This is a genomic window from Maribacter luteocoastalis, assembly GCF_048890225.1.
Taxonomy (GTDB): Bacteria; Bacteroidota; Bacteroidia; order Flavobacteriales; family Flavobacteriaceae; genus Maribacter; species Maribacter luteocoastalis.
Window position 1 is genome coordinate 14,359 of record NZ_JBMFZG010000001.1, and the last position, 20,515, is coordinate 34,873.

The following is a 20,515-nucleotide window of genomic DNA, read 5'->3' on the forward strand; positions in this document are numbered from 1 at the left end:
CTTTATTTTCAAAATAATAAGATAAGGACCTCTGTGTTTTATTCAAAAACACGCAAATTACTTCCGTTAAGTTCAGTATTAAAAATTTTCAAAGGCTTGGCAACACTATTAGGAATGGTATTTAAAGGAGAACCATCTTGGGCAAATTTAGAACCGTGCACATCACAATGGAAGATTCCGCCCTCTTGATTAACAAAACGTACTTCGTCATAACTTTGATGACTGCAAACTTGGCTCGCCGCAACAAAATTTCCTTCCAGATTTCTTACAACTACAACTAAATTCTTTAAAATATAGCCTCCATTATTGGCCAATTTAGCGCCTTCTTCCGAGTTTAAATCCACCGTAAAATCGACACCCGTAGGAACTTCAACAACGTTGCCATCTATGCCGCCATCTTTAGAACACCCTCCCAAACATGGAAAGGTAATGGCAAACGCGGCTCCTACACCTATGCTTCTTAGGAATTCCTTTCTCTTCATAACTACATCTTTACAATAAATAACGTAGTAAAAAGACTAATCGTATGCCCTAATACATATAGGTTCCGTAAGCACTTTTTATAGTGAGTTTTTTACTGGGGGATGCCTCTACCCTACCAATAATTTTAGCATCGACATTAAAACTTTTAGAAATCGCAATTATATCTTCCGCAGTCTCTTGGTTTGTATATATCTCCAATCGATGTCCACAATTAAAGACCTGATACATCTCTTTCCAATCCGTACCAGATTGTTCTTGAATTAATTTAAAAAGAGGCGGAACTTCAAAGAGATTATCCTTAACAATATGAAGGTCATCCACAAAATGAAGAATTTTAGTTTGTGCACCACCACTACAATGCACCATCCCATGAATGTCATTGCTATTGTATTTGGACAAAATCTTTTTTACGATTGGCGCATAGGTCCTTGTAGGGGAAAGCACCAATTTACCAGCATCCAAAGGAGCATAGGGCACTTTATCGGTAAGTTTTGTATTGCCTGAATAAACTAACTCTGAAGGCACTTCTGGATCAAAGCTTTCTGGGTATTTTTCTGCTAGATATTTTCCAAAAACATCGTGCCTGGCAGAAGTGAGCCCATTACTGCCCATGCCTCCATTATACTCATTCTCGTAGGTCGCCTTACCAAAAGACTCAAGACCTACAATAACATCTCCTTCTTTAATATTGGCATTATCAATTACATCCTCTCTTTTTAACCTAGCAGTTACGGTAGAATCTACTATAATTGTACGCACCAAATCGCCAACATCTGCAGTTTCACCTCCTGTAGAATGAATGGTAATACCATGCTTGAATAAATCAGTGATCAATTCCTCGGTACCATTTATTATAGCTGAAAGTACATCTGCCGGAATCTTATTTTTATTCCGTCCAATGGTTGATGACAACATAATATTATCTGTTGCACCTACACAAATAAGATCATCAATATTCATGATCAATGCATCTTGTGCTATTCCCTTCCAAACTGATAGGTCACCAGTTTCTTTCCAATACATATAAGCAAGCGAAGACTTTGTTCCGGCCCCATCTGCATGCATAATCAAACAATAATCTTTATCCCCCGTCAGATAATCGGGTACAATTTTACAGAATGCCTTGGGAAAAAGACCTTTATCTATATTTTTTATAGCATTGTGTACATCTTCCTTAGAGGCAGAAACCCCTCTCTGATTGTATCTTTCACTATTGGATGAGGACATAATATTTGTTTGCGGCAAAAATAGATGAATTGATTAATATTCCAAGATAATTATCCGTACTGGAACAGAATTTTACTTAATAAACAACAACTCCCTATATTTTGTCATTGGCCATAAATTATCATCAATTAATTTCTCTAGTTCATCGGCATGTTCGCGTATCCCATCAAAATAAGGCTTTATTCCATTACAATAACTTAACGCCTTTTTATGGGAGTTTTTTTCTAAATTTGCTTTGAGCATAGCATCGTTCATGGCATCTGCCATTTTTTTAATTTTGGTTAAATGCTCCCCCATTTCCTCAATCATGGCCAACTGCCCTTCTGAAAAGCCTTTATGGGCGGCACCATAAATTTCCTTTAAACCGGTCACATTTTTAATTAAAGTATTTTGATACGCAATGGCTGCAGGTATTATATGGTTATAAACCAATTCTGAATACACCCTACCTTCAATTTGCAAATGCATTATATAAGAATCCAACTCTACTTCTTTGCGGGCGCCAATTTCTACCTCGCTCATAACCTTCATTGACTTAAATAAGTCTAAGGTTTCTTTGGTTGATAAGATATCCAGTGCCTCTGGCGTATTCTTATTATTACTTAGTTTTCGTTTTTTTGCCTCATTTTCCCATTCCTTACTATACCCATCACCATCAAATCGGATTTTTTTAGAAGTTTTAATATACTCACGCAACACATTAAAAATGGCCTCATCTTTCTTTAAATTCTTTTTATCGATTAAGGCATCAACTTCTTTTTTAAAGTCTTTTAACTGTTTGGCCACAATGGTATTTAGAATGGTCATTGGTTTGGCACAATTAGTTTTTGCACCAACACCACGCATTTCAAACTTATTTCCGGTAAATGCGAAGGGTGAAGTTCGGTTACGATCTGTATTGTCCAGTAATATTTCAGGTATTTTACCGACAACGTTTAATTTAAGCTCTGTTTTTTCTTCAGGTGATAACTTTCCTTTTGAAACACCTTCCAGCTCATCTAAAACACTACTAAGCTGTGTACCGATAAATATTGAAAAAATTGCAGGTGGTGCCTCGTTTGCTCCCAATCTATGGTCATTACTTGCAGAGGCTATAGAGGATCTTAACAACTCTTCGTAATTATCCACAGCTTTTATGGTATTGATAAAAAATGTGAGGAATTGAAGATTCTTCATTGGCGTTGAACCAGGGCTCAATAGGTTAACCCCTGTATCTGTTGCCAATGACCAATTATTATGCTTTCCTGAACCATTTATACCTAAAAATGGCTTTTCATGAAACAAGACCTTAAAATTATGCCTGTCAGCAATTTTATCCATAACATCCATCAACAATAGGTTATGGTCCACTGCCAAATTCGCCTCTTCAAAAACAGGTGCCAGTTCAAATTGGTTAGGTGCCACTTCATTATGCCTTGTTTTAACTGGTATACCTAATTTGATGCACTCCTGTTCCAAGTCGCTCATAAAACTCAAGGCCCTATTGGGTATAACACCAAAATAATGATCATCAAGCTGCTGGCCCTTAGCGGCTACATTGCCAACAAGCGTTCTTCCCGTAAGCATTAAATCTATTCTTGAATGTGCCAATGCTTTATCAATCAAAAAATATTCTTGTTCCCAACCAAGTGTCGCATTCACTTTAGATACATTTTTGTCAAAATACTTTGCTACACCGGTAGCAGCGTCATCAATAGCACCTAAAGCCCTTAATAATGGTGCTTTATTATCCAATGCCTCTCCAGTATAACTAACAAAAATTGTGGGGATACATAACGTTGTACCATAAATAAATGCAGGAGATGTTGGATCCCAAGCGGTATAACCGCGAGCCTCAAAAGTATTTCTAATACCTCCACTTGGAAAACTGGAAGCATCTGGCTCTTGTTGTACTAATTGACTTCCACCAAACTTTTCTAAAGCAGTACCATCTGATAAAAGATCAAAAAAGGCGTCATGCTTTTCGGCTGTTGCCCCTGTTAAGGGTTGAAACCAATGGGTATAATGCGTAGCTCCCATGGATATGGCCCATCCCTTAATGGCTTCCGCAACCTGATCCGCAATTCTTCGATCAATTTTTGAACCCGAAACAATAGCGCCCTTTACGCTTTCCAATGCCTCTTTTGTCAAAAATTGTAACATTTTATGTTCATTAAAAACATTACACCCAAAAAGATCTGAACGCCTACCTTTTTCCTCAATTGCTATTCTATTTCTACTACGGCTCTCCGCTATTGCCAGAAATCTAGATGATGACATACTATTACATTTTATTAATTCCACAAAATTACACCCTAAAAATAGATATTTAACAAAATACCCATTAAAAAACAGGGGCATCTTACAATTAGTTGAAAATTACAAGAATTACCCCCTAAAAAATTCATAGAATCCTATAAATAATCTATTTTTGGATGTCTTTTAAATCAGTAACATAACGACCAATTATTATGAGTAAAACAAAATTAGAATACATTTGGTTAGATGGATATTTCCCAACGCAAAATATGCGTAGTAAAACCAAAGTAGTAAACGAATTTAGTGGTAAACTTGAAGATTGCCCTATGTGGTCTTTTGATGGTAGTTCCACGAGACAAGCAGAAGGTGGTTCTTCTGATTGTTTATTAAAACCTATTGCAATTTTTCCAGATCCAGCCAGAAAAGATGCCTATTTGGTAATGACCGAGGTTTTAAATGCAGATGGTACTCCACACGTATCTAATGGTAGGGCAACAATTGATGATGATGATAATGATTTCTGGTTCGGTTTTGAGCAGGAATATTTCATCATGGATACGGCTACACAATTGCCATTAGGTTTCCCAATTGGTGGATATCCTGCACCACAAGGAATGTACTACTGTTCTGTAGGTGGTAAAAATACTCATGGTAGGGATATTGTTGAAGAACATGCCGATTTATGTATTGCTGCCGGAATCAATTTTGAAGGCATCAATCAAGAGGTGGCTTCTGGACAATGGGAATTTCAATTGTTCGCAAAAGGTGCCAAAAAAGCAGGTGATGAAATTTGGGTAGCTAGATATTTGTTAGATAGACTTACTGAGTCCTATGGTTACTACATCGAATACCACCCAAAACCATTAGGAAAAGATATGGACTGGAACGGTTCTGGTATGCATGCCAACTTCTCTAATACAACGCTTAGAACTTGTGGTGACCGTGCTACATATGAGAAAATCTGTGAAGCATTTAGACCAGTGGTTAAAGAGCATATTGCTGTTTATGGTGAATTTAATGATCAACGTTTAACAGGTCTTCACGAGACTGCTTCTATAAATGACTTCTCTTACGGTATTTCTGATCGTGGTGCTTCTATACGTATTCCTATCGCAACTGTGGAAAGTGGTTGGAAAGGATGGTTGGAAGATCGTAGACCAGCTTCTAATGGTGATCCATACAAGATTGCAGGTAGAATCGTAAAAACGGTTAAGTCTGCAAAAATATAATAAGAAATTTATTATTGACTTTTAAAACGCCTTGAATAATTTCAGGGCGTTTTATTTTTTTATAGTTGGTAATGGGGTGTTTTTCCAATACTCTTTTTTAATATCTACTGAATGCTTTAGTTGCAAGTCGCTGTCCAATGACAAATCTTTCCTCATTAAACGATTACTATTTTTTACATTATTATCTAAAATGATTTCCTGAACAAAAAATTCTCGGTATTGGTGCAAGTATTCCCATTTTCTTTCATCTAGTTTATTGCCTAAGCTATCCTTAATATTACCATAAGTATATTTTACATCAGCAACCTCTAAATCTTCTTTTTCAGTGAACAAAACATCAAAAATATCTTCAGCCTTCTTATACTTTAAATGTGGACAAACCACAAAGGCAAGTTCATCTTCTTGAAACCAGAATTCCCTTATTGGTACAAAATCGTTCCTATAGGTAATCATAAAATCCCTATTTTTTATCTTTTCTAAATTACCTGGTTTTTTATTTACCCGAATCCGAAATGATTTATCTTCCAAATAAATACTGAACCTAGACTTAAACGGTGCAGGCCTTTGAACCAAAACTTTATTGTAGAAAGAAATATAGTTCAAGAACATTTTTTTGTTGGCACCACGTGCGTATTCCGTTTGAATGTGGTACAGCATTTCTCGGTTCAATTTTATAAAACCATTTGAAAAACGTTCCTTATCATTTATAGCCTTACTAATATCCTTTGGTTTTTTGCGCTTGTAAACTGCGTATTCTAATTTATGGATAGCAAAGTCTTTAGTGTTTACATAAATCGTCCCGTTTGCGGAAAACGTATCATCCCTAAAAACCATATCAATCTCATAAACAGACTCTTTATTAAAGTTGGTTTTTCCTTTAAGACTAAACTTATGATTCTCTATGAAATCCGTTGAGATATCATCGACAAAAGAAAAAGATTCTAAACCATAATTTCTAATGGCGTCATGCATTCTCAAGGTAATGAATTCATTACCGCCTTCATTTTTTAATTTTGCATTGGGAACCACTTTGTTATACCCTTCATAATCATAAGGTTGCCTAGCAAATTCATCTATTTCAAAATCTTGATTTATATTATATGAATAGAGTAAATATTTATTATTTAAAATATTTTTCTCTTTAAAACCGGTATCTTCAACCCCTATTATTGCCTCACCCAAGTTTGCATAATTTCCATTCTTAACTTGGTAGTCACGATAATACCCAATTAGTCCAAATTCTTTGAGTGGATAGTTTTGACTTATGCTATTTACCGCAATTTTTATAATTTGTTTAGCACTTAGCTTTTTAATGTTTGCTGATACCACAGCTTCATTTAGTTCAAAGGCCGAAGGTTGAAGTATAATAATATTGGCCTCTGTATCCTTTAAATCATTAACCGCAACTAATTTTGTACCATATCCTATGCAGGAAATTTCTAAAACCTCGCCTATGGATTTATAGTACATAGGTATCCTAAACGTTCCATCAATATTAGAAATTACACCTAATGCTGCTCCCTTGAGCCTAATACTTGCAAAGACTACGGGTTCATTTTTAGAGCCATCTACCAATTGACCAAAAATATAGTCCTCTTCTTGTGAAACACAAATTAAAGTAACCAATAAAAACAGCAAAAAGACAAACCTATTCCTCATACCTTTTTAGTTAATCTATTTTATTTTGTAACGGAGTGTTCATCCAGTAGTCGTCATAATTTTTAGGGCGGGACACCGGCTGATCATGGAATATTGGTTTTTGCATATCCATGAAAACACCTTCAAACGGCGATTTAGTATCAGGTTTGACCCGTTGAGTAAAGAACTCCCTGAATTGATTGTACTCCATTTGTGACCACTGATTAACTAAATTACCTATAGTATCCCGTACATTAGAAACTTGAACCTCTATTAAATTATGTAAATCTTCACCTGCTCTTTGCGCAGTTGCAATTGTTTTCATCACTTGATCAATTTTTTCATCTTCCATTTCAGGGTATAAGAATATTTTGTTTTTTAACCTTTGCGCCGTTTTTAATTTCACCCGTTTCTTTTTAAACTCAACCTTGTAGTTAGGCAAGTGCATAGCGGGCTTTGATTCAGGGATATTATTGTACTCTACTACAAAACATCTTCTATCCGTATTAACGGTAATATATTCCACATTAAATACTGGCGGAATATTCAATGTAAAACTGTTATGAAAGGATATATAATTTAAATACATTTTATTATTTACTTTTCTATAGTCCGTAGAAATATCAAAAATCACCCTTTGCCTATGTCCATGCTTATTTTTTTGACCAGTATCGTTACGCTTTTTTTCATCATACATGGTGTACTCCAATTTATGTATGGCAAAATTAAACTTGGAAATATAGATGGTTCCGTTTGCTCGATAGTTAGGAAAAAATACCCAAAACTTTATCGAATATAATTCTTCGTTATCAATGCTGGTATCGCTACCCCTTATGAAAAAAATAATTCTTGATCAAATCGGTTTTCATGGTGCCTATGAAATCGTATGTACTTACGTTGTAATTTCATACGGCATCATGGATTCTTAGAATTCTAAATTCATTCCCTCCATATGCGTCCAAATAAGCTTTTTTAATGATTTTCCTTAATGAATGATAATCATATGCTTCTCGCGCTAAAGAGTCTTGTTCAAAATCTTTGTTCTTTCCATACTGATACAAAAGTGTTTCGGAAGTTCTATCATCTAACTGATCAAAACCTTGGTCGAAAACTTCAAGAATAGCCTCATTCAGATTGAGATACTGCCCATCCTTTAGCTGATAATCTCTGTAATATCCAATAGTAGAAAAGGAAGTTGAAGGAAAATTATAAGGAATTGCATCCAAAGCTTTTTGTACAATTTGTTTGGCATTTAAATTTCGGTTACGTTTTCCTTTCCCTTTTACCACCGCTTCTTGTAGTGCAAGAGCACCAGGGTTTATGGACAGTATATTAAGTTCTTCTAACTCAAAACTAGAAATGGGCAGTTCTTTGGTTTCATACCCCATCGATGATATTTCTATAATGTCACCATATTCTTTATATTTCACCGGTATTCTAAAGCCACCATCAACATTGGTAATAATACCTACCGCCCTGTCCTTAATCCGGATATTGGCAAAAACCACAGGTTCGTTGGTATTAGCATCTAATAATTTCCCTACTATATAGTCCTGTTGCTGGGCATAAAGTCCAAAAGACATAAAGAAGATCAAAACTAAAATGATTCTCTTGTGGTTTACTGTACTCATATTTAGTTGACTTTTTTTAACGGCGTATTCATCCAATACTCATTAACATTATCCGGTTTAACTATGGGTTGATTATCGAATATAGGTTTTCGCTTATCCATAAACAGGCTATCTAATGCCTTTATGTTGCGCTTATCATGTTCCTGTACAAAGAACTCCCTAAATTGATTATAATTTTTGTAAGTCCAAGTGTTTAACAAATTACCTTCTACATCAATTAACCCATTAACTGAAAATTCCAAAACACCGGTCAAATTGATGTTCTTTCTGTTCATGACATCAATTTCACGCATCATATTGTCCAGTGCTTCTTGCTTCATATCGGGATAAAGTTTTATAAGCGTGTCATTTTCTTTTGTTATGTTCTTAAATCTAATCTTCTCACCCTTATACTGAAAACTATACCTTTTGCTATTTTTCACATCTTGGCCCAGGGCCAATCTATTATTAAAGTGAATATTGAATGTTCCTTCTTCTGCGAAGACCATAAGATATGATACTATAAATTTTGGTGGTTTGGCCAGTTGAAAGGTATTGTGTAAGGAAATATAGTTTAAATACAATTTATCATCCAATGCCCTTTGATATTCAGTAGTCACCTCAAAAATTGGTTCACCCTTAATTCCTTTATTTCGTAAAATCGAATCATTATTGCGTTTATTGTCGTCAAATACGGCATACGCTAGTTTGTTTATGGCATAATCATCTTTAGATATAAATATTTTGCCCCTGGCCTCAAAATCCGGAAACACCTTTTTTATTTGAATTGTGTAGAACTGTTCGTTATCTAAATTTGTATCTGAAAGTCTTTTGAATGAATGATTTTTAATAAGATCTTGATTTAAGGTTCCTACAAAATCATAGCTTCCAATCCTGTAATTCCTAATGGCATCATGAACTCGAAGTATCTGAAACTCATTACCACCATGGGCGGATAGGTAAGCATTGTCTATAATCTTTCGCCATTTCCTGTAATCATAGGCATCATCTGCCAAAGTATCCCTTCTAAAATTAAAGTTTTGACGATATTCATACATCTGGGTTCGGGTCGTAGCTGTATCAATTTCATCGAAACCTTTATCAAAAACAGCTAAAAGTGCTTCGTTTAGGTTTACGTAACCAAGTGTATCTAATTGATAATCTCTATAATACCCCTTTAAAGTATAATTCGTATTTGGATAATTATTGGGGATATTTTCAATGGCCCTTTTTATAATTTGACGTGCAGAGGGATCTCTTTTCTTTTTTGCACTCACAATTGCTTCAGTTAAACTAATCGTACTCGGTACCAAGTAGATGACATTGATATCTTTAGGGGATAACCTTTGTAATGCATACTCTTTTTTTTCATACCCCATTGAGGAAACCACTATAGACTTCCCATCCTCCCTAAATTGCAACGGAAGACGAAAACTACCGTCCATATTGGTAATGACACCTTTGGCCATACCTTTGATACGCACGGTGGCAAAAACCACGGGCTCCGCTGTTTTTTGATCTAAGACCTTACCTCTTAGAAAATTACTTTCTTGTCCATAAAGAGAAGTTAATAAATGGCAAGAAAAAAGTAATATGGTAATACAAAAGGTTATTTTACGCATACGGCACCAGTTGGTTTAGCCAATGGTAACATATACAAAGGCTGCGTAAATTCCTACAAGAATCATGCCATCTCGCCATCCTAATCGCAACCCTTTAGGAATAAAGACCAAAGGAAGGACAATAAATGAGATTCCCAGCATCCAAAAAATATCATTGTTTAACAATCCCTGATCTACAACTTGTATGGGAGTGATTATGGATGTAATTCCCAATACGGCCAATAAATTAAATATATTGGAACCCAATAGGTTACCTAAGGATATCGCTTTCTCTTTTTTCATTATAGCAATGACCGAAGCCGCCAACTCTGGAATACTTGTCCCAACCGATACAACAGTTATTGCAATCACACGTTCACTTACACCAAAGGCATTTGCCAAACCAACAGCACCTTCTATCAATAACTCAGAGCCTCCCCATAAGGCAACACCTCCCAAACCTAGAAACAAGGTGGTCTTATAAAGTGGCAACATCACAGTTTTTTCATCAACCTCTTCTACAACTGCCTGTTTTTGAAAACGAAGTAAATATATTAGAAACAAAAAAAGACATACAACCATAACAATACCCTCCCATTGTTCCAATACACCATCATAATAAATAAACACAAAGAAAAGAATGGAAGCCAGCATCATTACAGGCCAATCTGTTGTATAAAAACTACGTCTTACATCTATACTACTCAACAAAACGGTTATGGCTAGTACAAGGCCAAGATTTGCAATATTGGAACCTACCACATTACCCAAAGCCAAATCAGGAAAACCATCCAAAGCGGCATTAATACTCACAATTAATTCAGGTGCTGAAGTAGCAAAAGAAACCACTGTCATACCAATTACTATTTTGGGTATACTCAATTTTAATGATAGATCCACGGCAGACTTTAAAAGCCAATTTCCTCCAGCAATCAACAAAAGGAGTCCAGCCAAAACAAATAACAAGTTTAACATCCAATAGTATTTAACAGCAAATATAAAGGAACATTATCTGTTTAAAGCACATTTCATTATGGCACTTGATATACCAAGTAGAAACAAAAAAATTCAACATTTTTATTTTTCAAAAAAAATGAAATTCAAAAAAAACGAATAAAAAGCTTCAAATCACCTCTACAAAACAGATACACTTGCAAAAATGGTCCTACAATTATTACATATTTAAACAATAATTCTATTTTTAAATAACATATTTAAATTTAAACCTAGACAACAAAAAAAAATACTAAACATAAAGTATTTTTTTACTTACAATACTGTATTCAATTATATTGAATTAACTAAAATTCTTTGGAAATGATGTTGAACATCATATATCTTCTTTGAATATTCGATTATAAACAGTATTTGTATAACCAATAACTATATTAAAATGATAACCCTTATTAAAACAATATTATATTTCTTCATCACTTTTGTACTATATTTTCTTTAGTGTAAAATAGCCATATTATATTCTCTAACTGAAGTCTAATTTTGCTAGTTAACCTTTAAGTTTTTTGGACAAACCTCCACTAAAACAATCCATGTTACTTGCGAGGATAAGTATCAACCTTGACATACAAGATATGATATTACGTATTTGGGTTTGGGTGTATTTTTTAATCGATATTTTAAAGTTTATACTTTGATAAAAACATTCGCTAGCCCATAGTATAATTAAAATCTATAAAAGAAATGATTAATGGTAAAAAAATATATTGATTTTCTTATTTCAAAAATGTACATAGTGCAAACCGTACTCATTTTGTATTTTTGAAAAAATCCTCATTTTGAAAAAATCGTTCTATAAGTTTCTGGCAAGGGTCAATAAAGCACTCCTTCCCTCCTTTTCCAAAAAACAACTAGATTTATCCAAAGCAAGTAAATTGCAATTAGCCATTATTGGTTGGCGTTATTTTGTAACCACAAAAGCTTTGGACTAATAGGACATTAATGCTTTTACTTCATGTGGGTTTATTTTCGCCCTACCGCCTAAAAAAGAAAGTTCTATTAAAAAATTACATTGAATAATAGTGCCCCCTAATTGTTCTACCAAGTTACAGGCTGCATTTGCCGTGCCACCGGTTGCCAGAACATCATCATGGATAAGCACCCTATCCCCTTTTACAATACCGTCTATATGAATTTCCAACATATCGGTACCATATTCCAATTCGTAAGACTCACTCAATGTACGATAAGGTAGTTTTCCCGGTTTTCTAATAGGAACAAAGCCGGCATTTAATCTTTCCGCCAACATGGGTCCAAACAAAAAGCCTCTACTCTCCATACCTACCACTTTATCTATTTTTTGCTTCCCCAAAAAATTGGTCAATTCTAGAACCGCGCTTTTAAGGACTTTAGGGTTTTGTAATAATGGTGAAATATCCTTAAAAACAATTCCTTCCTTAGGGAAATTGGGTACATCTCTAATAAAGCTTTTAAAATCCATATTTATAGGGGGCTTAATTTTGTGGTAAATGTAAAAAGAAATATATTTGCAGCCCCTTGAGGGGAAAATTAACGAAATGGCCTCGTGGCGCAACTGAATAGCGCATCTGATTACGGCTCAGAAGGTTACAGGTTTGAATCCTGTCGAGGTCACAAACACTCAAGAAACCATGCTCTTTTTAGAGCATGGTTTTGTGTTTTCTAAAAGTGTCAAAAGCGACTTGGCTTTTGTAAGTATATGGAAAATACAAAACTTGGGCTGCGTTTCAGCAGCACATAAGTTTCTTAATTGCAACTTTGAGCTTAAAGGAAAACCGAAGGTAATCCTGACGAGGTCAATTATATAATCAATCTATTTCTGACTTTTTTGATAATCTTGATATAACTTTCTCATCTCATCGGGAGATAGCTTCCAATACTCGATAATCGGATTTTCCTTGACGCGCTCATTATAATCCTCAATGAACTGCTGGTTCAGTGAATCGTTATCCCCATATTTAATCCGTAATTCCTCTAACTCCTTGTGCAATTTTTCCTGAATTTGAGCATACTCTGGATTTCCATAGATATTGTTCATTTCACTAGGATCCTTCTCCAAATCATACAATTCCCATTTATCCAGGTCATAATAAAAGTGGATGAGTTTGTATTTATCCGTGGTTATCCCATAGTGTCTTCTAACATCATGTTCCGAGGGATGTTCATAATAATGATAATAGTGTGCCTTTCTCCAATCCTTTGGCGTATTTCCTTTTAATATTGGCACCAAACTTTTACCCTGCATATCATCTGGAATATCGGTTTGGGCAATATCTAAAAAGGTTTCGGCAAAATCTAGGTTAGAAACCAAATCGTTATTGACCGTACCCGGTTTTACTTCTCCTTGCCATTTAACTAATAAAGGCGTACGTAAGGACTCCTTGTACATCCATCTTTTATCGAACCAACCGTGCTCTCCCAAGTAAAATCCTTGGTCGGAAGTATAAATTACAATGGTGTTCGCATCAAGTCCAGCTTCCTTTAAATAATCCAACACATTACCTACCCCTTTATCTACACCGGCAACACATGCAAGGTAATCTCGCATATAACGCTGGTATTTAAATCTGGTAAGGTCGTCACCTTTTAGATTGGCTTTTTTAAATTCCTCGTTGATAGGCTTGTAGATGGAATCCCATTTCCTTTGCTGTTCCTCGGTAAAACCAGCTTGGGGGCCATCCGTAATCTTTAAATCCTGCGCCATTTTCATGGCATCGGAAATGGACATATAATTCATCCCTGCTACCTCTCTGTTCCCAGAGTAATCATCGAACAAGGTTTTAGGTTCAGGAATTTCAACCCCTTCATACATACCAAGTTCGTCCGGTCCTGGCTGCCATTGTCTATGTGGGGACTTATGGCCCAAAAACAACATAAAAGGCTGTTCTTTGGTCTTTACAAAATCTATCCAATCAATAGCCTTTTCGGTGATGATATCGGTCGTATAACCTTCCAATTGGTATTGCCCCTCTTGATTGACAAATGTGGGGTTATAATAAGAACCCTGACCCGGAAGAATGTCAATATAGTCAAAACCTTTAGTAGGTGTTTGTCCTAAATGTAATTTCCCCAGAACCCCTGTCTTATATCCTGCCTGCTGCAAGAGTTCCCCGAAAGTCTGCTGGTCGAAATCGAATTTGGAACCTATTGTGTTATCTATAAAACCGTTTTGATGGCTGTATTTTCCGCTCAGGATTGCGGCTCTAGAAGGTCCACAAATTGAATTTGTTACAAGGCATCTATTAAACAACATACCTTCATCCGCAATACGATCTATATTAGGAGTAGGTGCTATCTCCTCTAGCCTGCCCCCATAAGCACTAATTGCCTGATAGGCATGGTCATCACTGATGATGAAGACTATATTGGGCCTTTTTTTTGGCTCTGAACTTTCTTCTATTTTATCCTTTTTCCCTCCACAAGAGATTAACAGAATAAACCCAAAAAAAGTATAAATCAACTTCTTCATAATGATCATATAATTTGAATTATGTATTACTTGTTTCTTGCTATACTAATAATAGCCATTAGCAGCCATACTTTTATTTTTGAAAGACGAATTAATATTATTTCACAAACCCTCCTCTCAATTTCAATTTATAATCTTGAAATGTAAACAGTTTCTCCTATTCTATATTAGTTCAAAGACAATCTTAATTAAATATCTATATTAATAAGTCAGCGTATTATATCCCAAGGCTTGTAATTGCAGCATACGAACCGATGCTGTTGGGGTTACGTCCAATCCTAGAAACAATTGTTCTTCGGCAACACCTAATTTTTCCATAGCCACACTACAAACACTAACACGTACCTTATCTTTGTATTTTTCAAAAAATTTATCTAGTTCTGATCCTTTGGTTAGTTGGGTGACCACTTTTCCTTTTACCACTATTTCAAAGTCCTGGACTTCAACTCCATTACTTATTAGCAAGTCATACATACTTAAGACTCCCTTAAAATGACGTTCGGTAGTTAATACAAATGCATATTTAGGTGTTTTTTGTAGATCCGCAACTGTTTGCCCATCTAACTTCTTTTGTCCCGTTACGGTATTAACTGTCCCTGTTAAGAGCAGAAGAAACAAAATTGCTTGCAAAGAAAATTTCATATCTGTATAGAATTAAATTAACGGTTCAACCTGGATGCATCATTTGAAAAACAAATATAACTAAATCAAAACCTATATGTCTTGATACTGCTTGTATAGAAAATTCTAATGTCTTTTGTAGCGTAATAAGCCAACAATCTCAGGGAAATTGCATCTATCTCAACTTATAGCATATTAATAAACCCTCTATTTTAATTGGTTTTCAGGGATAACAGCTCTTCCTCGTTATATTCCGCTCCAGATGAAGATTTCACACTTCTCAATTCGTTAATTCGCTCCCTTTTTAGGGTTTTAGGTTCATCAGAAAATGCGTTTGTTACGTAAGATATAATATCGGCTATATCCTTATCTGAAATAGATTCATTCCTAATTAAACCGGGCATGGCCAAATTGATGTTATATTTTACTCCATTTACATGAACTGGCCCTTCAAGACCGTGAAGAATTATTAACCCCAATCGTTCTGTATTGTTCACATGTTCGGAGTTTTTTAATGGAGGCGCAAGTCCATCAATACCTTCTCCATTAGCGCCATGGCAAGAAGCACAAATTTGATAGAACATTTTCGCTCCGCTAGTTCTATTATCCTCATTAATAGATTTTCTAGTAAAAATCGTATTTAATTTGTCTTCCTTTATATTGCTTATGGTCCTAACCAATTTATCTTCAAACTCGGATTCCATAAGCGATTCCATAATGATTTTATTCTTGGCAATTCTTGATTCACCACCTGCCAATCCACTTAATACTGCTTCGATAACCGTACTATTTTTTTTATTTCTAATAAGAACTTTACCAAACAATGGCGTGAATTTTTGTTCGTCAATCAACATCCAACCACCTAAAATATTTCCAAGATAAACATCAAGACCAAGCTCATTTCTATCTAGAATATCGTTAAAAACATTAAAAGCTTTTTCTTTATTTTCTTCAGATGTAAACCGTTTTGAAAGTACCAGTGCATGGGCTGCCAAATTAGGTTTCCCCTTTTTCATCAAGTCTGTTAAAAGATCAAATGTAAGAGCATTCCATCCCTCTAATACATAAAGCCCTTGAATTTGGCTCCAATCATTGGTTGAATTGAGTGTCAGGTCTTTTACATCATCGATAACTTCAGTATATTCCTTGAAAATCAAATAGTGTTGAGCACGATCGCGCACCCAACCGTTTTTATTAGATAATAATGACACCAGCTCGGCGCCATTCAAGGCATCAAAATCAGGAGCAAAATCAGCTTCCCCATCAATATGTTTCACTTTCAAAACACGTCCAAAATTCACAAGTGTATCCAACCTAGTAATTTCCGTTTTTTCCTTTAAGTAAGGGCTTAAATAGGCATAATGCCCTATCATTCCCCTATGCATATCAACGATAAACATACTCCCATCGGGACCGTTTTTTAAACTTACCGGGCGAAATCCTTCATCGGTAGAAGCTAAAAACTCTTTCCCCTCCCAAGCCTGTTTTGCCTTGGTAGAATCTCCGGTAAAAGTTAGCAATGTTCGTTTTACCAAATTGCCCTCTGGCAAGCAAACAAATACATTTTCCTCATATGCGGTCGAAAATGACCCCCCTCGATATACCAAAGGACTACAAGCAGCGGTTGCATTTACCAAAATACTATCCGCATCTAGCACACCCTTGGCATACCCCCTATTAACCGTTGTGGCATGCAGTGGATATACACGTTGGTCGTTCGTTAGCAGTTTATCCACACTGGCTCTTGGGGTGAAAAATTTATTTTCTATCAGAGTATTGGGCAATACATAATCCCCCAGTAAAATTCTTGAATTGTCATTGTAATATAACCTTCCGAAGTTATCGTGCGTAATGCCCCATTGCCCTCTAAATGTGGTAGGTTCTTTTTGCCAAACCCCATTAACTCTCCTATACCTATAATTAGATTTTGCATTGTATATCCAGTTATCGATATTCATTTCCAATCCGTTAGGTTGGTGTTCTGGGTTACCTTCCACCGCATAAATAGAATCTACCAAAATTTTGTTGACAGGCTTATCATCTTCAATTTCTACAAACCATAAATTTGGGGGTTCGGCATAAAGCAGACCGCCATACACATGAGCCAAAGCTCTTGGCATAACTAGACTATCTAAAAAAACTTTTGAATGATCGGCGACACCGTCCATATCCAGATCCTCTAGAATAACAATACTACCAGTTGGGTCTTCCTCACCAGTACCCCTAATATCGTTCATATAGCCAGGCATTTGCGCGACCCAAACTCTACCTTTAGCATCAAAATCTATCGCTACAGGAGCTTTTAGAAGGGGCTCTGCGGCCAATACTTGAATTTCAAACCCTTCCTCTATTGTATAAGGGTCCAATGAGACGGTAGTTTCTTCAAAAGAAGTCTGGCAAGAATAAAATAAACAAAGTAAAATAGAAATGGGAACTAACCTAATATGCATAAAATAAAATCAGTTTGAGGCAAATATAAGAACATTGAACTACTGCTGCATTAGGCCATTATTCCGCTTTCGCCATTTTGTATGCCTCGATAGTTGTATAATATTTGGTTATCATATTGGGAACTTCCCAAGATGGCAATTCCCCCAACTCCAAATATTTCAAATAATTTTCTGTGACTTGGCCAAAATGTGCCTCATGCCCTATTTTGAATTCTTGCGGAATTTCAATTCTCCATTTTCCTTCATCAACTTTTACTATTGAAGTACCGGGAAATTGTGCTGCTATTTCATTTTGGACAGCCAAGTTTAGAGTTTTCTCAAAATCTTCACCTAATGCAGATTCGATATACAACATAGGCTTATAATTTTCAGCGGCTCCCTGCCTTATGATCAAATCTGCTTTGGTGCCTCGCATTATGCTATAATGTGTATCTCCTGTGCCCTCTGGCGCGACATAATTCCAGATTACGGAAACCTTCGCATGTTTACCTTTGATCTTATAAGTCATTTCACCATTGCAATAGATATTTAATTTTTGGTCTGTAACATTATTTCGAAGATATTCAGGATAACTTTCCATGCCGGTTACTTTTTGAAATTCTTCTAAATTAAGTTCTGTTGGCCATCTACGCGCAGCTATCATTTCTACTTGAGACGAGTCTATTACTTGCCCTGGAAAAGCCTCCCACTGAACCAAATCTACCAAATGGGTCGTCACATCCACAATCCCTTCCCCTTCCTCGTTAACATCAAAAAACCAAGATGGCCTTACTAATGGTTTACCAGAAACATATTTAAAAAAGTGATGAACACTCTCTTTACTTATGGCTGGTTTGTCAGCTGTCCCAACTACTAATTCCCCAAATACATTGGTTAACAAAGAAAATTGTTTTTGCATCATAGTAGTGGACTCAAAACGCTCGGTCATGATATCATAGATCAGGACATCATTTTCATTAGCAATTTTAAAAGCTTTCTTTAATTTCTCGAACCCTTCAGGATTGATTACCAAAGGTTTATCTGCATATACATTCAAACCAGCCTTTACAGCCTCTAAAATATAATCTATTTTTTTAGAGTTTTTACCGGCAACAACCATCACGTTACCCGGTTTTTGCGAAATCATTTTACTGAGGTAATCATCACCGAAATATGTTTTGACCTCCCATGCGGTAGGGTTATCGGGTCTAGCGTTGTACTGCTCTATTTTGCTTAGAAAATCCTGTACTTCTGGTCCTTCGGGAGCAAACACATGAATAGTGGAATCCACTTGTGGATACATCGTTTTTTGTACTAATGCCGCGTGAAAATGACCTGGATCCAAAGTCATTAACTTCACTTTTTCCTTTTCCATATGCTCCTTTCCCTTTTCTTGGCCGCAAGAAACCATTAGCAATAGAATTGGCATCATTAATTTGATATAACTAAATGTGATTTTCATTTTCTTGATTTTACTAAAAAAATATGACCTCAAGTAGTGGCCATATTTTTTTATTTACAAAGTAATTCTTGAATCGATAAGTCTTTAAGTATAACACCTTCATCATTTCTAAAAGAAAGTGCTTTTTATTTGGATTTATACTTTTACATAATTGGTCCCATATGGTTTTCGTTGTGCACGTTCCAACATGGCATTTGCTTCTGGATCATTAATAAACCATTCATTTTCTGGATCCCAGTTCAATTTACGGGAGAACTGCATCGCAATATCACTGATCAAACAAACTGTGCATGCCTTATGGCCTTTCTCAATTGGTGAAATTGGTGCTTTTCTACTCTTAACACATGCTAACCAATTACCATGTTGATCATCAATTTTTTCCAAATGGATTTCATTTTCACCAATTACCGATTCCAATAGTTTAGGATCTGAGGCATTTAAAGCTTTTGAACTTTTTTCCTTATTCACCGGATCCGATGCTGAAGCCATATAATCGCCCCTAGAAACAAATATCCAACCGTCATCACCTATATACCGGATTCCGTTAGTATACCCCCCACTGGTATAAGCAGTAATCCCATTTTCATATTCATGTTTTACCAAGAAATCTCCATGTACGTTCCACAATCCAGATTTTGGAAATTCTGCTAAAGCCTCTACAGATATTGGTCCTGTTAATTCTGTATTCATTCCCCATGCCGCGGAATCATAATGGTGTTGTCCCCAACCGGTAATCATACCTGCCCCATAATCACGAATTCTTAGCCAGCCCGGTCTGCTGTAATCATTTTGTGGATGTACACCAATTTCAGTATACGGAACCTCTGGCGTAGAACCCAACCACATATCAAAATTCAAGTTAGGCGGAACTGGCATTTCTGGTGCTTCTGGACCTGCAGGGTCTCCTGGCAATCCAATTTTCACTGTATGTAATTTCCCAATTCTGCCGTTTCTGACCAGTTCAGCTGCAATTCTAAATTGAGGCATTGCGCGTTGTTGGGTACCCACTTGTAAAATCACATTGTGGTCTTGAACAGCCTTACGCAATTGCTGCCCTTCTTTTATAGTTAGTGATGTAGGCTTCTGTAGGTAGATATCCTTACCTGCAATTGCCGCTTCCATAGCAGGCTGGGAATGCCAATGGTCTGGTGTACTTATCACAACGGCATCAATATCCTTGTTCAATAACATTTCACGATAATCCCCATACATTTTAGTATCCATGTAATTGGACTTGCCAGTTTTTTCTTTGTAATATGCATCAACTAAAACCTTCGCATCGTTCATTCTCTTAGTATCCAAATCACAGACAGCCACATATCTTGCAGTATCAAAACGGATTGTATCACGTATATCATGGCCACGAGCAATACGTCCACATCCTATCTGGCCAATATTTATTTTATTACTAGGTGCATTCTTACCAAAAACACTTGATGGTACAATTGTTGGAAAAGCTACTGCCGCTGCGGTCCCAAGCGATGATTTTTTAATAAAATTTCTTCTCTGCATCTG

General features: G+C 36.0%; 16 protein-coding genes and 1 tRNA gene. 3 read left to right on the plus strand and 14 right to left on the minus strand.

Translation table 11 applies throughout. From position 1 onward, the window contains the following. Positions 1–38: 38 nt before the first annotated feature. From ACOCEA_RS00060 to ACOCEA_RS00070, 3 genes are all read right to left on the minus strand, one after another. Positions 39–482, minus strand: a complete 444-nt coding sequence (locus ACOCEA_RS00060; protein ID WP_420754153.1) for a QcrA and Rieske domain-containing protein — start codon at positions 480–482, stop codon at positions 39–41. A gap of 49 nt (positions 483–531) precedes the next feature. Continuing rightward, positions 532–1,710 carry an AIR synthase related protein gene (locus tag ACOCEA_RS00065; protein ID WP_420754154.1) on the minus strand — a complete coding sequence of 393 codons (1,179 nt, stop codon included), beginning with the start codon at positions 1,708–1,710 and terminating at the stop codon, positions 532–534. Positions 1,711–1,782: 72 nt separating this feature from the next. Continuing rightward, complete coding sequence (locus ACOCEA_RS00070) at positions 1,783–3,969, minus strand: glutamine synthetase III family protein (RefSeq protein WP_420754155.1); 2,187 nt, start codon at positions 3,967–3,969, stop codon at positions 1,783–1,785. Between the two features lie 191 nt (positions 3,970–4,160). Between ACOCEA_RS00070 and ACOCEA_RS00075 the strand changes: the two genes are divergently transcribed. Further along, a complete protein-coding gene (locus tag ACOCEA_RS00075) occupies positions 4,161–5,177 on the plus strand; it encodes a glutamine synthetase beta-grasp domain-containing protein (RefSeq protein ID WP_420754156.1) in 1,017 nt (338 codons plus the stop codon). Positions 5,178–5,228: 51 nt separating this feature from the next. Here ACOCEA_RS00075 and ACOCEA_RS00080 read toward each other — a convergent pair whose 3' ends face one another. From ACOCEA_RS00080 to ACOCEA_RS00100, 5 genes are all read right to left on the minus strand, one after another. Continuing rightward, entirely contained in the window at positions 5,229–6,836 is a 1,608-nt protein-coding gene (locus tag ACOCEA_RS00080; RefSeq protein ID WP_420754157.1) for a carboxypeptidase-like regulatory domain-containing protein, read from the minus strand. 10 nt (positions 6,837–6,846) lie between these two features. Then, positions 6,847–7,512 carry a hypothetical protein gene (locus ACOCEA_RS00085; protein ID WP_420754158.1) on the minus strand — a complete coding sequence of 222 codons (666 nt, stop codon included), beginning with the start codon at positions 7,510–7,512 and terminating at the stop codon, positions 6,847–6,849. A 208-nt stretch (positions 7,513–7,720) separates the two neighbouring features. Then, complete coding sequence (locus ACOCEA_RS00090; RefSeq protein WP_420754159.1) at positions 7,721–8,446, minus strand: carboxypeptidase-like regulatory domain-containing protein; 726 nt, start codon at positions 8,444–8,446, stop codon at positions 7,721–7,723. Between the two features lie 2 nt (positions 8,447–8,448). Then, positions 8,449–10,047: a carboxypeptidase-like regulatory domain-containing protein gene (locus ACOCEA_RS00095; RefSeq protein ID WP_420754160.1), complete on the minus strand. Its 1,599-nt coding sequence runs from the start codon at positions 10,045–10,047 to the stop codon at positions 8,449–8,451. Between the two features lie 15 nt (positions 10,048–10,062). Next, positions 10,063–11,001, minus strand: coding sequence for a calcium/sodium antiporter (locus ACOCEA_RS00100; protein WP_420754161.1), 939 nt, complete (start codon positions 10,999–11,001; stop codon positions 10,063–10,065). An 818-nt stretch (positions 11,002–11,819) separates the two neighbouring features. Between ACOCEA_RS00100 and ACOCEA_RS00105 the strand changes: the two genes are divergently transcribed. Next, entirely contained in the window at positions 11,820–11,972 is a 153-nt protein-coding gene (locus ACOCEA_RS00105) for an SsrA-binding protein (protein WP_420754162.1), read from the plus strand. Here ACOCEA_RS00105 and ACOCEA_RS00110 read toward each other — a convergent pair. Then, the gene (locus ACOCEA_RS00110) at positions 11,969–12,481 is read right to left on the minus strand and encodes an adenine phosphoribosyltransferase (RefSeq protein WP_420754163.1); all 513 of its coding nucleotides are present in this window, start codon (positions 12,479–12,481) and stop codon (positions 11,969–11,971) included. The two genes, ACOCEA_RS00105 and ACOCEA_RS00110, sit on opposite strands and share 4 nt — an antisense overlap. A gap of 78 nt (positions 12,482–12,559) precedes the next feature. Between ACOCEA_RS00110 and ACOCEA_RS00115 the strand changes: the two genes are divergently transcribed. Further along, positions 12,560–12,633, plus strand: a tRNA-Arg gene (locus ACOCEA_RS00115). A 199-nt stretch (positions 12,634–12,832) separates the two neighbouring features. On the opposite strand, the gene ACOCEA_RS00120 is transcribed toward ACOCEA_RS00115, so the two are convergent. The 5 genes from ACOCEA_RS00120 to ACOCEA_RS00140 all read right to left on the minus strand — a co-directional run bounded on the left by ACOCEA_RS00120 (position 12,833) and on the right by ACOCEA_RS00140 (position 20,512). Further along, the gene (locus tag ACOCEA_RS00120) at positions 12,833–14,488 is read right to left on the minus strand and encodes a sulfatase family protein (RefSeq protein ID WP_420754164.1); all 1,656 of its coding nucleotides are present in this window, start codon (positions 14,486–14,488) and stop codon (positions 12,833–12,835) included. A 201-nt stretch (positions 14,489–14,689) separates the two neighbouring features. Next, the gene (locus tag ACOCEA_RS00125; protein ID WP_420754165.1) at positions 14,690–15,130 is read right to left on the minus strand and encodes a DsrE family protein; all 441 of its coding nucleotides are present in this window, start codon (positions 15,128–15,130) and stop codon (positions 14,690–14,692) included. A 191-nt stretch (positions 15,131–15,321) separates the two neighbouring features. After that, positions 15,322–17,559 carry a DUF7133 domain-containing protein gene (locus tag ACOCEA_RS00130; RefSeq protein WP_420754166.1) on the minus strand — a complete coding sequence of 746 codons (2,238 nt, stop codon included), beginning with the start codon at positions 17,557–17,559 and terminating at the stop codon, positions 15,322–15,324. 58 nt (positions 17,560–17,617) lie between these two features. Then, complete coding sequence (locus ACOCEA_RS00135; RefSeq protein ID WP_420754167.1) at positions 17,618–19,000, minus strand: putative oxidoreductase C-terminal domain-containing protein; 1,383 nt, start codon at positions 18,998–19,000, stop codon at positions 17,618–17,620. A 135-nt stretch (positions 19,001–19,135) separates the two neighbouring features. Continuing rightward, positions 19,136–20,512: a Gfo/Idh/MocA family oxidoreductase gene (locus ACOCEA_RS00140; RefSeq protein ID WP_420754168.1), complete on the minus strand. Its 1,377-nt coding sequence runs from the start codon at positions 20,510–20,512 to the stop codon at positions 19,136–19,138. Positions 20,513–20,515: the final 3 nt, after the last annotated feature.

What these genes read in the sequence shown, in the direction of transcription:
- ACOCEA_RS00060 (WP_420754153.1), bottom strand. Translation starts at nt 482, where the DNA reads ATGAAGAGAAAGGAATTCCTAAGAAGCATAGGTGTAGGAGCCGCGTTT.
- ACOCEA_RS00065 (WP_420754154.1), bottom strand. Translation starts at nt 1,710, where the DNA reads ATGTCCTCATCCAATAGTGAAAGATACAATCAGAGAGGGGTTTCTGCC.
- ACOCEA_RS00070 (WP_420754155.1), bottom strand. Translation starts at nt 3,969, where the DNA reads ATGTCATCATCTAGATTTCTGGCAATAGCGGAGAGCCGTAGTAGAAAT.
- ACOCEA_RS00075 (WP_420754156.1), top strand. Translation starts at nt 4,161, where the DNA reads ATGAGTAAAACAAAATTAGAATACATTTGGTTAGATGGATATTTCCCA.
- ACOCEA_RS00080 (WP_420754157.1), bottom strand. Translation starts at nt 6,836, where the DNA reads ATGAGGAATAGGTTTGTCTTTTTGCTGTTTTTATTGGTTACTTTAATT.
- ACOCEA_RS00085 (WP_420754158.1), bottom strand. Translation starts at nt 7,512, where the DNA reads ATGTATGATGAAAAAAAGCGTAACGATACTGGTCAAAAAAATAAGCAT.
- ACOCEA_RS00090 (WP_420754159.1), bottom strand. Translation starts at nt 8,446, where the DNA reads ATGAGTACAGTAAACCACAAGAGAATCATTTTAGTTTTGATCTTCTTT.
- ACOCEA_RS00095 (WP_420754160.1), bottom strand. Translation starts at nt 10,047, where the DNA reads ATGCGTAAAATAACCTTTTGTATTACCATATTACTTTTTTCTTGCCAT.
- ACOCEA_RS00100 (WP_420754161.1), bottom strand. Translation starts at nt 11,001, where the DNA reads ATGTTAAACTTGTTATTTGTTTTGGCTGGACTCCTTTTGTTGATTGCT.
- ACOCEA_RS00110 (WP_420754163.1), bottom strand. Translation starts at nt 12,481, where the DNA reads ATGGATTTTAAAAGCTTTATTAGAGATGTACCCAATTTCCCTAAGGAA.
- ACOCEA_RS00120 (WP_420754164.1), bottom strand. Translation starts at nt 14,488, where the DNA reads ATGAAGAAGTTGATTTATACTTTTTTTGGGTTTATTCTGTTAATCTCT.
- ACOCEA_RS00125 (WP_420754165.1), bottom strand. Translation starts at nt 15,130, where the DNA reads ATGAAATTTTCTTTGCAAGCAATTTTGTTTCTTCTGCTCTTAACAGGG.
- ACOCEA_RS00130 (WP_420754166.1), bottom strand. Translation starts at nt 17,559, where the DNA reads ATGCATATTAGGTTAGTTCCCATTTCTATTTTACTTTGTTTATTTTAT.
- ACOCEA_RS00135 (WP_420754167.1), bottom strand. Translation starts at nt 19,000, where the DNA reads ATGAAAATCACATTTAGTTATATCAAATTAATGATGCCAATTCTATTG.
- ACOCEA_RS00140 (WP_420754168.1), bottom strand. Translation starts at nt 20,512, where the DNA reads ATGCAGAGAAGAAATTTTATTAAAAAATCATCGCTTGGGACCGCAGCG.